The sequence below is a fragment of the Cohnella pontilimi genome (assembly GCF_005049045.1).
In the GTDB taxonomy this organism is placed as follows: domain Bacteria; phylum Bacillota; class Bacilli; order Paenibacillales; family Paenibacillaceae; genus Cohnella; species Cohnella pontilimi.
In genome coordinates this window covers 109,051-122,910 of record NZ_SUPK01000007.1, presented here as the reverse complement: position 1 = coordinate 122,910, position 13,860 = coordinate 109,051, and the positions used below count along the sequence as shown (strand labels likewise).

General features: G+C 53.2%; 10 protein-coding genes. All 10 read right to left on the bottom strand.

The genetic code is table 11. The annotated features are described in order from the left end of the window. Positions 1 to 216: 216 nt before the first annotated feature. The gene (locus E5161_RS14960; RefSeq protein ID WP_136778637.1) at positions 217 to 1,158 is read right to left on the bottom strand and encodes a glycoside hydrolase family 43 protein; all 942 of its coding nucleotides are present in this window, start codon (positions 1,156 to 1,158) and stop codon (positions 217 to 219) included. Between the two features lie 25 nt (positions 1,159 to 1,183). Beyond that, complete coding sequence (locus tag E5161_RS14955) at positions 1,184 to 2,962, bottom strand: glycoside hydrolase family 2 protein (RefSeq protein WP_136778636.1); 1,779 nt, start codon at positions 2,960 to 2,962, stop codon at positions 1,184 to 1,186. A gap of 6 nt (positions 2,963 to 2,968) precedes the next feature. Beyond that, on the bottom strand, positions 2,969 to 4,402 hold the full coding sequence (locus tag E5161_RS14950; RefSeq protein WP_246042284.1) for a family 43 glycosylhydrolase: 1,434 nt from the start codon (positions 4,400 to 4,402) through the stop codon (positions 2,969 to 2,971). 19 nt (positions 4,403 to 4,421) lie between these two features. Beyond that, positions 4,422 to 6,794 (bottom strand): family 43 glycosylhydrolase, encoded by a 2,373-nt coding sequence (locus tag E5161_RS14945; protein ID WP_136778635.1) that lies wholly within the window; start codon positions 6,792 to 6,794, stop codon positions 4,422 to 4,424. After that, positions 6,794 to 8,554, bottom strand: coding sequence for a glycoside hydrolase family 2 protein (locus tag E5161_RS14940; protein ID WP_136778634.1), 1,761 nt, complete (start codon positions 8,552 to 8,554; stop codon positions 6,794 to 6,796). Before E5161_RS14940 ends, E5161_RS14945 begins: the two co-directional genes overlap by 1 nt. After that, positions 8,529 to 9,554 (bottom strand): acyltransferase, encoded by a 1,026-nt coding sequence (locus E5161_RS14935; RefSeq protein ID WP_136778633.1) that lies wholly within the window; start codon positions 9,552 to 9,554, stop codon positions 8,529 to 8,531. Before E5161_RS14935 ends, E5161_RS14940 begins: the two co-directional genes overlap by 26 nt. A gap of 17 nt (positions 9,555 to 9,571) precedes the next feature. Beyond that, positions 9,572 to 10,378, bottom strand: coding sequence for a carbohydrate ABC transporter permease (locus E5161_RS14930; RefSeq protein ID WP_136778632.1), 807 nt, complete (start codon positions 10,376 to 10,378; stop codon positions 9,572 to 9,574). Beyond that, entirely contained in the window at positions 10,375 to 11,268 is an 894-nt protein-coding gene (locus E5161_RS14925; RefSeq protein ID WP_136778631.1) for a carbohydrate ABC transporter permease, read from the bottom strand. Before E5161_RS14925 ends, E5161_RS14930 begins: the two co-directional genes overlap by 4 nt. Before the next feature lie 91 nt (positions 11,269 to 11,359). Further along, entirely contained in the window at positions 11,360 to 12,712 is a 1,353-nt protein-coding gene (locus E5161_RS14920; RefSeq protein WP_246042282.1) for an ABC transporter substrate-binding protein, read from the bottom strand. A gap of 207 nt (positions 12,713 to 12,919) precedes the next feature. Next, complete coding sequence (locus tag E5161_RS14915) at positions 12,920 to 13,855, bottom strand: ArsR/SmtB family transcription factor (protein ID WP_136778630.1); 936 nt, start codon at positions 13,853 to 13,855, stop codon at positions 12,920 to 12,922. Positions 13,856 to 13,860: the final 5 nt, after the last annotated feature.

Sequence of the window (13,860 nt, the reverse complement as noted above, 5' to 3'; positions counted from 1 at the left end):
GTACCCTCTAATGATGCCGGCTGCCTCGAATGGCAAGGCCGTACGTTCAAGGGACAACTCCGGAGTGAAATTCGGCAGCCTGATTTCTTAGGAACGCTCGCAGTCTTCGGCGTTCCCTCCCTGCAAGAAGGCGCTGCTTACTTGTCTCCATCATCGCATTTCCAGATTTACAGACATTATAGGATAATCATACGCAGATAGCAAACGGTACGGTGTCTACTCCGGCAAAAACAAACCATTCTCCTTCTCTTCCACTTGTAAAAACAGCGGCCTTTCCTGACCGTGAGGCGTATCCGGATAATGCGTGCTGATCCAGAGCCGGCCTTCAAAATCTCGGAACAAGCTCGAATGCCCGGCATTTCGGTCCATGAATAGCTTCTCGTCGTGCGTCCATGGCCCTTCGATCCGACCGGAAGCCGAACGCGCAATCGCCACCGTGTAGCCGCCGAGACCGGATTCGCTGTAATTCGGCACCGAGTAGCTGGACCACAGCAGCAGAAGTTCACCGTTACGGGCTTTGTACAGGAACGGGGCATCGGTCAAATACCCCGTTTTTTCGATTCGCGGATCTCCGAACAGCCGAATCCATGGCCTATCGGCCGCATTCAAAATCGTCACCGGCTCCCCAACGGATGCTTTGAGATCCTTCGTCAGCCGAAGCGCTTTGATTTTTCCTTCGTACAATTCCGTCCATTCGTGGCAGAACACGATCCAGCGCTGCCCTTCCTCGTCCTCATAATAAGTGCCGTCCAGACATTCGCTGCCGGCAATCGTAACCGGCCCGTCGCTATGCGGACGATACGGACCCGCCGGATGATCCGCGATCAGGATTCCGGTTCCACGGTTCTCCCCAATGCCTCCCTTAAACGAAGCGAACATATAAAACTTACCGTCGATCTCGAAAACTTCAGGTGCCCAATAATGCCGAACGCCCCAAAACCCGCGAGGCGGCTGATAGGCAACGTATGGGCCAGTCCAAACCGCCAAATCTTCGCTCACATATACTTCGAAGATCGGGTCCTTGTCTCCGGCGCCGTCCGCGAACGTCGTGCCGAACAAATAATATTTCCGCTCCGCCGCGTGCGGGAATATGAACGGATCACGGATATGAATCTCGCTGGCATCCACCGTTTTAATCGTTCGAAAGCCCGTTTCCATTTCCAGCCGAACCCCTTTGTCCGCCCTATGCCAAATTGATAGCCCTGATCTTGGCCATATCAATCTTCGGCGTGCGGTCCTCATAGAGCAGCCCGTTCACTTCTTGCTGCACGTCGGTTACCTGGGTATAGCAATAGCCGCAAATATAGTCGGTATCTTTAATCGCCTGCGTGATGCTGCGGAACCGCTCGAGGAACGCTTCCTCCGAGTCTACTTGGTTTCCGTACCCCCACCCGCTCTCCGACTTGAAGGCGATGCCTCCGAATTCGCTGAGGATGATCGGCTGGCCGCGGTATTCGTAGCCTTGCGCCATCGCATATTTCGCGTTCATGTGTGAAATTTCGTTGCTCGTGATCGCGTCCTTATGGGTGTAACGACTGAAGAACTTGGCGCCGGACTCCTCGTAATCGTGGAGCGTAATGATGTCGGAGATCGTATGCTCCCAACCGTCGTTGCAGACGACGGGACGGTTCGGGTCGATCGACTTGGTCAAATAGTAGATGGCTTCCGTAAATTGCTGCTGTTTCCGGTCAGTGAAGATGTTGGCGACTCCCCAAGATTCATTGAACGGCACCCACGTAACGATGCAAGGATGGTTATAATACTGCTGCACAATATCGAGCCATTCCCGTGTGAACCGTTCGACGGCCTGATCATTGAACTCATACGCCGCTGCCATCTCGGACCATACCAGCACGCCTTTCACATCGCACCAATAGAGGAAGCGGTCGTCTTCGATTTTTTGATGCTTACGCACGCCGTTATAGCCCATGGCCAAAATTTTGTCGATGTCCTCAATGATGGCTTCCTCAGAAGGAGGCGTCAGATGGCTCTCCGTCCAGTAGCCTTGGTCCAGGATCAGCCGCTGATAGATGGGCATGTTGTTCAGCAGCACTTTGCCTTTCTGGATCGACACTTTGCGCAAGCCGAAATACGATTGAACCCGATCCACCACTTGATCCCCGTCGCTCAGAATGAATTCGACCTCATACAGCTTCGGGTTTCGCGGACTCCAGGTCTCGACTCTCCACTCGCGGGTTTCACTGATGAGCTCCACGCCCGCCGACAGGGCCGAGCGATCCGCCAAAATGCCGGTCTCCTTGATGAGCTTGCCATCCATCGTGATTCTCGTGGTGAGACGAAGCAGGTCTTTCCCTCCATCGGCTTGTGTTCCGGATAAGTTTCCGCCGACACGGTAATCGAACCTAACGGAGTTCGTATCGAAATCGGGGGTGATCTTCACCGACTCCAAGTATTGCGGACTCACATACTCCAGCCACACAGTCTGCCAGATGCCCGTCGTTTGGACATACCAACAGCCGAAGTTTTCTTTTCGCCATCGCTGCTTGCCTCTCGGCTGCGTGCAATCGTCGCTGTCTTCCGCTTTCACGACAAGCAGGTTCTCCCCGCCCGCCACAAGCTGTTCCGTAACATCAAAGGAAAATGCGGAATAACCGCCTTCGTGCCGCCCCACGTAATTTCCGTTCACCCACACTTTGGCCACATAATCCACGGCTTGAAAATGCAAGATTACCCGTTTACCCTGCTGTTCCGAAGGGACAGAAAATTTGCGCTGGTACCACACATAAGGATGGAATACGGTCTCACCGATGCCGCTCGCTTTCGTCTCATATACAAAAGGAACCTGTATTTTCCGATCCTCATCGAAAGCTCTATACCATTGCTCGCCTTCGCCCACATTCCCGTCGTCGAACCGAAAATCCCACTCCCCGTTCAAATTGAGCCAATGTTCCCGAACGAACTGGGGTCTCGGATAGTCTTTTCTGTAGCTGGAGAGCGCCATCGTGGGTCACCTGTCCTTTTCCATATTTTGCGGCGGAAGAACGTCAACGGCGTCAAGCGACAACCACTCGTCTCCGCCGGTGAACCGGATCGTATTACTGCCTTCCTGCAAAGCAACCGGTATGAACTCGTTCGACCATTGGCCGTTAAACCCGTTATCCAGCTTGGCATCGATCTTGAGCTTACCGTTGATTGTCACCCTGAGATTCTGCTCGACTGCGCCTTCGTTCAAATAGCGAAGAGCCAGCACATAGAGCCCCTTTTTCTCTGCCTCAATCTGAAACTCCACGTAACTGTCTCCGCCCGTCCAGCCTCCCACTGCTTTGCCTCCGGAGGCTTCGGCCATGTCGGATACTTTCATTCCGCCATAAACCGCATTTTCCGCTTCCAGCCGCTTTCGTCCGTCTTCGCCGCTTGGCAGCGGAACGGCGGTTTTCGTCGACAACGGGGAGCCGAAATCCGGCGTTCCGTCATCGTTCCACTTGAAAGGCTGCATCCGTACATTCCGGTCCCAGCCGCTCCCGGATGTTTTGGCGGCGTGATAGACAATCCAGTCTTCTTTACCGTCAGGAGACTTTACGAAAGAACAGTGACCGGGTCCGAATACGTCGTCCGTCTTTGCGAAAACCGGCAGCGGATGTTTCTTCCACGAAGCCGCATCAAGCACATTCGCGTCCGGATCCGCAGACAACATGCCCAACGTATAATCGTCCGTCCAACTGCCGCTGGCTGAGTAGATGATGTTGATTTTCTTATCAGACATGAGCACTTGCGGCCCTTCGTTGATCGTGGGCTGGCCGATCAGCTCCCAGTCGTGCTCGGGCCGCGAAATCTCCACCCTGTCGCCGCTGATTTTAGACGGACTGCTCATCGGCGCTATATACAAATGCTGGCTGACGTTGGTGTCGCCTTCCCAACCCGACCAAATGAAGTACAGGGAGCCGTCCGGCTTCTGCAGTACGGTGCCGTCGATCGCCCATTTGTTCGACGGGTCGGTGATCTGGCCGAGATCTTTGTACTCACCGAGCGCATCGTCCGTCACCGACTCGAGCACGAACATCCGGTGCGTCTCGTTCTGTCCGTTGTCCGCCGCGTAGTAGATATACCATTTTCCGTTGATCCAGTGGATTTCCGGCGCCCAAATGTCGAACGAGTTGGGACTTCCATCCGGCGGCGTCCAAACGGTGGCTGTCTCCCCTGAAGATATCTCGGAGAGTGAGCGGGACTTCCAGATTTGAATCGCGTTTCCGACCGTATGCGTGTAGTAATAAAAGCCGTCTTGCTGGATGACCCAAGGATCCGCCCCGTTCTCGACCACCGGGTTATAGAAATGGTCTGCCTTCATATCCGGAGAACCTCCGTTTCCGAATCTCACAAACGCGAAGACAGCCACAGCAGCCGCCGCAACCACCGCTCCGCCGATCATCCGCCATTTTCGCAAAAAGGCTTTGCCCCTTTCCCTACGGATACACCTTCACGTTATCGTATCGTGAGGCGCTGTCCACCGATCTGAAACCGACTTTACCGTGTAGGAACGGTTGGTCGCTGAGGTCAGTGTAGTCCAAAATCGGAGCTGCCGAATTCCCCGCGAATACCTGCAGTCGATTGCCGGAGACTCGCACCTTGAGATGAACGATTTCTCCGGGAGCTGGAGATTCATACGCCGCATCCGCGAGAAGGTTCGTATCGTAATTGTGCTTTGCCAGGTGAACACCTTCCGAATCAAGGTAAATGTAATAGCCTCTCAGGAAATCGGCCCGGTTCTGGTTTAGCTCAAAACCGTTCGACGGCTCTGTTACCCGCACCAGCATCCCGGTTTGCCCGTTCTCTTCGGGGGCGGTAAGGTCCGCTTCGAACGTGTAATCTGTCCAGCCGAATTCCCCGAATAAGATTTTGGCCGGCTGCAGAGAGGCGGCGCGCAGCTGCCCTTGTTTCACCGACCACATGCCTTCGTACCGGGTCCAGCCGAAAGAGTTCTTGTCTTCAAAATCATCCTCTTGGGTTGTAACGCCCTTGTAATCGTGCATTTCCAACGAAGCGGTTTGCATAGACCCGTCTTCTATTTCCAACGTCCAAGCTTGAAAACCCGCCTTCAGCTTGACATCGGAAATCGACGCGTATTCCCATTGCCCTGCCTTACCTGCCGGCTTTTCAAAGGAAGCCAGCGGCTTACCGGCGTCTGTGATCCGGAATTTTACGCCCTTTGGACCTGGAACGATACGAAAATGCAGGCTGTAATCTCCGTCCTTCGCAACGTTCACAAGATATCGGACCGAGTCGCCTTTTTTCATCTCTGTGCCGGGCTTCATTTCAATCAATCCAGGCAGCGGGTGATAGGCTGACTCGGAGCTGCTGCCGCCCACAAACCCGCTGAATGCGGTAAATCCGAACCGTGCTTGCGCGTTGTCGGCAACATAACCGACACGACCTCCGCCTATCGGCTCCTTCAAGTCGAGGTTGAGTTTGTTCATTTCGTCGGCGTACAGACGGATCGACGCTCCCGACTTTTCAACCCTCAGAAGATGCAGCTGACCAAAGTCATATCCGTCCGGCATTCGCGCTTTCCCGGAAGCCGCAACTACTCCGTTACGCCGGATTTCCGCCGTCATCTCCCGTGAATTCGGATCGAACAAGACGGTGCCGTAGTTCTTTTCGTCCTTGTAAGAGAAAACCGCACCGGCGCCGGACTTCGCATTGCCGTCAACGATTTGCCAGTGGAACTCCGCCGTGAAGTCGTCCTCCGTCTTCTGATCCGAGAGAAGAAAGGAAAGTCCCTTTCCGGCCGAATCCGCAAGCAGCCCTTGCTTCGTGCTGACGGACCAACTTCCTTCACCGGCCGGCTTCCACGCTTTGCCGATATCATCTCTCTCAAAATGATCGTAGAATGACGGCAGAGCCGGAGCCGGCTGCGGGAACGATGTCGGTCCCCACACCGTCAGCCGGTCGCCGATCCACGCAATCCGGTCTAGGTTCATATGCCGAAGCGGCCCCACCACTCCAGGCCCTTCCAGGTTGTGATAGACGATGTACTGGGTATCCAAATCCGGTCCGGTTACGACGGAATTGTGGCCCAGCCCGACCGTGTCCCCTTCACTGCGGATCAGCACGGGATTGTCCTCCATGCCTTTGAACCCTTGCAGCGGCGAATCGCTCACAGCGGCGTCCACCCGGTACCCCGTGCTGAATACGTGATTTCCGGTATACGTCATGTAATACTTGCCGTTTCGCTTGAAAACCGTCGGTCCTTCGGTCCAGCCTCCCATGTAGGCGCCGGTGGGTACGCCTTCTCCCGTCACCGTGACCGGGTCGTCCATTTTTGCCGCTTGGATGCCTTGAGGACCGGCGTAGTAAAAATACCATTGCCCGTCATCATCCACGAAGGTCGTTCCGTCGATCGTCCGGCCGAAGTTGTCCGTGACGACACGGAACGGTCCGGTCGGGCTGACACTCTCAAGCACATAGTGGCCTTGCCCAGCTGGCGAAGTATACATATAAAACTTGCCGTTCCAATACCGGACTTCGGGTGCGTAAGCGGCCTTCGTAATCGGATCTTCCGTGCACATCCCCTCGTATTTCCAGTCTGTCAGGTCGGAAGACTTCCACACTTTCACACCCGCGTCGGTGTCTCTTGTGCTCACGTAGAGATAATAATAGCCGTTAAATTTGAAAATGAACGGATCCCCGAGACCGTATTCGCCCCACTCGTCCGGCAGGCTGATCGGATTGGAATAAGTGCGTTTCGGCGGTTCCGGCGGTTTATGTTCCGCGGATTCCGTGCACCCCGCCGCAGCAACTAAGAGGACAGCAAGGCACATCCAACCTTTTCGAATCATTATCCGATCCCCGTTACGATTTTCCGGATCGTTTCGAGCGGAAGCTTCGGCTTCCGGTCATACGTCAGCAGCCCGTTAATCTCCTGTTCCACGTCGGTAAGCTGCGTATAACAAAATCCTTGCAGCACCGGGGACTTGTGCACGGGTTCCATAATATCCGTCAGCCGACGCATGAAATCCCCCTCGTCCGCCGCTCCGGAATAACCCCAGCCTTCCCAATCGCTCTTACGGAACGAAATACCTCCGAACTCGGTCAGCAGAATCGGCTGACCTTCATATTCGAAGCCGGGAACGAGCAGCCACCGGTTGGCCGGACGCGCGGTCAAAGCCTTTTCCTTATCCGAATAGCGTTCGTTCAGCACCTCGCGCCGCCATTCGTAATCGTGGATCGAAATGAGGTCGGTCTTCACCAATTCCCACCCGTCATTCGAAATGACCAGCCGCATCGGATCGAGCGATTTGGTCAGATGATACATCGAGAGTGCATGCTGCTGCTGCCTCTTGTCCACCAAGATGTTCGGGACGCCCCAACTCTCGTTGATCGGCACCCACGCAACGATGCACGGATGGTTGTAATCCCGTTCGACCGTCTGCAGCCATTCTCTTGTAAACCTGCCGACGTAGGTTTCCGAGAATTGATAGGCATTCGCCATCTCCCCCCACACCAGCAGGCCGAGCCGGTCTGCCCAGTACAGATACCGGGGGTCTTCGACCTTCTGATGCTTGCGAGCTCCGTTAAAGCCCATTTCCTTGGTGAGCTCGATATCCCGGCGCAAATCGTCGTCACTCGGCGCGGTAAGCAAGCCATCGGGAAAATAGCCTTGGTCCAGCACCATTCTCATGGTGTACGGCCGATTGTTGAGCAGCAATACCCCGTCCTCGATCGAAACCTTTCTCATGCCGAAATAAGACTTGACCGTATCCGTCACGACGCCGTCCACAAGAAGCGAAAGTTCCAAATCATAGAGATGCGGCTTTTCCGGCGTCCACCAGCGTCCCAATCCGTGATCGTTGAAATCCTCCAGTCGAATCGTCCGGCTGACGGATTCCTGACCGATCGAGAACGTGTCCTCCGAGATGAATTCGCCTTGAAACGTAATCTTTGCCCGCACCATCATGCTTTGATTGGGTTTGAAGCCTGCCGTGAAAACCTCCAAATCGATATCGTTGCGGTCGATATCCGGAGTGAGCCGAATGCGCCGAATGTGCGCCGGCTCTACCGGTTCCAGCCAGACGCTCTGCCAAATCCCGGTCGTTCTCGTATAGAAAATGCCGGCGGATTGCTCTTTCCAATACTGTTTGCCGCGTGGCAAGGTGACGTCGCGGCTGTAATCCGCCGCTTTGACGACGATGGAATTATCACCGCCAACGATAACCGCATCTGTAATGTCTGCGAGGAACGGAGTGTGTCCGCCTTCGTGAGCGGCCACCAGTCGTCCGTTCACCCATACTTTGGCTTCATAGTCAACCGCTCCGAAATGAAGGAGCAGCCGTTTGCCCCGATATTCGCCGGGAATGGACAACGTTTTGCGGTACCAGACGACGTCATGAAATCCGGGTTCCCCGATCCCGCTCAGCTTGCTCTCATAGCAAAACGGGACCTGGATCTTCCGGGTGAACGCGTGATCGGTGTACCATGCCGCCGATTCCCCCAGGTTGTCGTCGTCAAAATCGAATTCCCATTCCCCGTTCAAATTCATCCAATTCTCTCTTACAAACTGGGGACGCGGATATTCACTGCGCGATGTTTGCTGTGTCATGTTTTTTGCTCCTTTGCGGTTTCGTGATGATCCAAACGGCAAAGCCGGCGACGGTCATGAATACGACTGCCATCCCGAAACTTTTCGTTGTGTCGGCCAAATAGTTTTGCTGGCTATTCTTCAGCGCGAATATAATCACGTTGGTCATGACCAGGAACCAAAGTACGTTCCGGCCCATCGCCTCAATCGGCACGAACGGCGCCTGATACCTCTCCATCAATCGGGACAGCAGGTAATACGCATACAGCGCCAACGCCGGTCCGATGATCCACCAGATCGACGGCGGAAATCTTTCCGGAGCTCCTCCGCCCTCCGCAGACAGCCACTTCCACAAAAAAGCTCCCGTGGCAGCCGCCGCACCGGCCAATACCCGCCAATCCCACACGATGCGGTGCCGGGCGAACAGCATACCGATCAAATAATAAGGAAAATACTGCAATACCGGGAACGAAGCGAAATCCCTCGTGCCGATTAACGGCCCGAGCTGCGTCGTATGAACGGTATTATAGGGAAAGAATGTCGTCAGCAGGAGCAGTCCCGCGACCGCGAAACCTGCCCATTTTCGCTCAGCCAGCCATTTTAAAGGGAAGAAAAGAATCAATCCTAAGATGATCAAATAAGTGAAGGACGCCAGAAACTCCGACCAGCCGGGCATGTCGTCCAGCAGGAGGATGGGCCGGACGTTGCTCCACTGCAGCACCCTGCCGTCTATGAACAGGCGGAAAGCCGTACCGGAAATATAAAAGGCCAGCAGCGTCTTGACCGCCGCCATCGCCATCCGGGGAGCGGCTTTCCGCAAAGGCTTGGCGTAATAGGCCAATTGGGACACGTAGCCGAAGCTGAACACGAATCCGGAAAAGGTGATCAAATTGATGAAATCGATCCACCTTTGGCCGATCGGATAAATCTGTTGGTCGCTAAAAAATTGAAGCGTATGGCAATAGATCATTCCGAGGACCAGCAAGCCCTTAAAAAAATCGATCGCTCTCTCTCGCTGCACCGCGGTAACCCCTTCCTTCATCCTTTGATCCCGGAAAGGCTGATGCCTTTGACAATTTGACGTTCGAAGATCAGGAACAGGATGATGATCGGCAGCGAGGAGATCGTATTGATCACCATCGGTTTCACGTAATCTGTCGAATATTGGTTCATCAATGTCGGAATTCCCATAGGCAGTGTGAACAGCTTGTCATCCGTCACCGACAAGAACGGCCAAAGGAAGTTGTTCCAGGATCCGATAAAAGTCAAGATCAGCATGGAAGCGACGGCCGGCCGGGTCAGTGGAAGCATGATGTTCATGAAAATGCGCCAAGTCCCGCCTCCGTCGATCTGAACGCTTTCAATGAGATCGTTCGGTACGCCGTCAAAGAAGCTTTTGAGGATAATAACGGCAATCGGCGAAGCCAGCATCGGAAAAATCAATCCGCTGTACGTGTTGAGAATATGAAGATCCTTGGCGGTCTGGTAAAGCGGAATAATGACCGCTTCGCCGGGAATGAGCAACCCGGCCAAGATCACGAAGAACATGAACGTCTTGTAACGGAACGGCATTTTGGACATGGCAAAACCGGCCATAGCCGCCATGACAACCGTAAGAATGGTGATGACAACCGCTACGAAAAAGCTGTTCCAAACCCAATTCATCAGCTTGGTTTCGCGGATCACTTGCCCATAAACACCGAAGGAATAAGGAGGGGTGAACCAATCGACCAAGGTGACGATCTTCATGCCCTCCTGCTTGATCGAGACGACGAGCATCCAGACCAGCGGAACGAGAAATACGACAGCAGCGATCAACGAAACGATCCGATACAGCCATTTCATCGCAACTGCGCCTCCTTCCGGTTGTTCATCCAATACTGGAGAGCCGACAGCACGAGCAGAATGAAGAACAGCATGTATGACATCGTTGCTGCATAGCCCAGATTGTTTTTGCGGAAGCCGGTCTGCCAGATGTACTGAATAACCGACCTTGTCTGGTCAAGCGGTCCTCCGCCCGTGATGATGTAGATTTGAAGAAACACCTTGAACGACGCGATGATTTGGAGCATTGTAATGGTCTTGGTAATCGGATTCAGCAAAGGAAGCGTAATCTGCCAAAACGTCTGCGAATCCGTGGCCCCGTCCAGGCGGGCCGCTTCATATATGTCATCCGGGATGTCTTGCATGGCCGACAAATACAAGATGAAGTTAAATCCGACTGTCCACCAGAGTGTGATGGCGCCCACTGCAATCCATGCCAGATTCGTTTCCGTCAGCCAAAAAATTTCCTTGCCCTGCGGCAGTGCCTGAATCAAATGAAGCAGGCTGTTCAAAAATCCGGTATACGGTTGAAAAATGAAAAGTCCTAAAAAAGAAACGACCGCTACCGACAAAATGCTGGGAACGAAGAAAACGCTTCGGTAAAGCTTCTGCAGACGAGAATTTCGGTTGGCAATAAGAGCCAGCGCGATCGCTAAAACGATCATGGTAGGCGTCGTGAGCAGCACGAAAATCGTAGAATGCCAAATCGATGCCCAGAAGTCGTTGTCTTTGAACATGTTCTCGTAGTTCTGCCAGCCCACATATTTGATTTTCTTGATCAGCGTCCATTTGTAGAAGCTCATTTGCACGCCTTTGATCATCGGATAAATCGTAAAAAGCAAATAGACAACCAGGAAAGGAAGCAAAAAAAGAAGTGCCTGAACATCCGCCCGAAGCTTGGTCATTCTCATGAACATCACCTCTTCCCCAAGTACCAGGCAAGCTTGCGGCAGCGCCGCAAGCTTGTCGGGTTTGTGGTTCCGCATCGTTGAGTAGCAACGATTATTGGTCGAGCACTTTTTGGATTTCTGCAGACATCTTGGTCATAGCGTCGGCAGGCGTCATTTTATTTGCCCACACCTCATTCAGGTACTTGAAAAGCGCGAGGTCACGGATTTGCCAGTTCTTCGTAGAAGGCTTGTTGAACTTGACTGTGTCGGCAACAGATACATAGTCGCTGCGGTAAGGCAGGTCTTTAAATTCTTGTTTATCAAATACCGAAGGCTTCGATGGGATATGGCCCGCTTTCGCCCAAATTTGGCCGTTATCGGCAAGCCAGTTGGCGAAGGTGAGTGCGGCGATGCGTTTTTGCGGGTCGTCGTTCTTCGTCGTCGGCAGGATGATGGTGTGAGAGTCTCCCCAGGTTGCCGGTTGATCGTAAATTTGCGGAATCGGCATAGCGCCGAACTCGAGACCTTTCGTCGATTCCCAAATGCCTGTGGCCCATACACCGGTCATCATGACGGCGGCGGTGCCGCTTTGGAAGTTTTTATAAAAGTCCGGATCATTCTTCTTAATAACACCGTATTTGTGGTAGAGATCCTGAATGTATTGAGCCGCTTTCGCTCCTTTATCCGCATCAATCTGTGCTTTTTTCAGATCGTCCGAAATGACGTCGTTTCCGCCTTGTTGAGAGTACAGCGCCCACCACAGACGATAAGGGTCGTCGTTGGAATTGGAAAGCGCGAACGGCGTGACCTTCGGCAGCTTTTCCTTGATCGTCGTTAAGAATTTCACAAAGCCGTCGGCGCCGGGTTCGATGACCGGTTTGCCGTCGTCGCCCAATACGCCTGCGTCTTTCAGAAGCTTTTTGTTATAGTACATGATGAACGGATGGGTATCGATTGGCACCGCGTAATGCTTGCCGTCCACCACGGTTGCGTTCAGAAGGTTCTGGTTGATCGTGGACCAGTCTACGCCTGCCCCTTCGGCCACGTCGTCCAGCTCGGTCGCCACACCTTGCTCGATCAGGTCAGGGAGGCGGGAAGTATGGGAGATGCCAACGTCCGGACCATTTCCGTTACCTACAGCGGTAATGAGCTTGGTGTAGTACTCTCCCCATTCCAATTTCGTGTTTTTCACTTGGATGTTCGGATGAGTCTTGTTGAATTCGTCAATCATGGCCTGCATGTTGTCGCCGTCTCCTCCGGAGAACAGCGTCCAGAACGACAAGCTTACCTTTTCACCGGAACCGGAATCAGAAGCCGGAGCGGAAGCAGATTGCGACGGCGAATCGGACGGCGATGCCGGAGATGAAGAGCCGGCATCATTGTTACTGCCGCCTCCTCCGCATGCAGTGAGCACAAGGGCGAAGGAAAGCATGGTGGCAAGACTCAAGCTCAATAGCTTTTTCATGTTGGACCTCCCATTTTAATTATGGTAACGATTAAGAACGCACAGAAACAAAACACAATATTCAATTTGTTACATATATTTTGTTTCCGCAAGTCCAATATAGCGTGGGAAAAGCCAAAATGTCAACGGTTTCATTTCATAAATTTGTAATAATTAATAAAAGAAAAACCTTCAATTACAAAAATAATGTAATTAAAGGTCGGTTTATTAGTCATTTCCTATCGAATAATGTACTTTCATGACGAGATCTTGTTCATAATCCCCGAATTGCCGGCCGAACAAGTTCACTCCGCCCTTATGCACCGCATCCTCTTTCACGCCGATCCTAAGCCTCACGTTGGGCCGTTCCTTCAGCTTCAAATCCCGGATCGTCGTATTGGAGACCTTATCCATATCCAGCGTTGTACGCTCCCCGTCCACACGCCAAGTTTTGAGCAAACCATACTGCGTCGTCCAGTCCAGCCACCACGGCGGATTCAGTTTGCCCCGTCTGTCGCCGAAATCGCCAGGACTGGTCCACATGCCGATTTCCACTCCGTTCACCCACAAGGTAATGTCTGATGGCCAATTGTTGTCATAATTAGGGGCTTCGGAACACATTTCCATAGAGAATTCGATCGATTCGATTGTGGCATTATGCGGGATTTCAAGCGGAAGCAAATATTCGACGTAGCCTCTGCGGAACCAGATGATCTGCGCGCCGATATGCTTAGGGTGATAGAAGCTGGCCGGCTCGTCCTCGCGGATCAGCATTCCCTCCGCATTCGCCATTCCGCACGTAGGGTAGACCTCACAATCCATGTAATGGCCAATCGGCATTTCCATTTCATATACCCTCGCGGCGTCTTTCGGCATCTGCTTCTCGATGTTCATCGCCACATGGATATCATCGTAATTGCGGGTACATACCTTCATCGCCCCGCGCGTAGCCGGCAGCAGTTCGGTATGGATAAGCTTCGCCGCTTCCAGCACTTTCACGTTGTTCGCCACGGTGGAGACCGGCAGCTTCAAAGCGTCCGCAATCTCGACGACATTCATATTTTTGTTGCTGAGCAGGCGCAGCATATCTACGCGTGCCCGATTGGACAGCGCATGCGCGACAATCACGAGCTGATCCGGTTCGTTCAGACTAAGTTCAAGCATCGTTC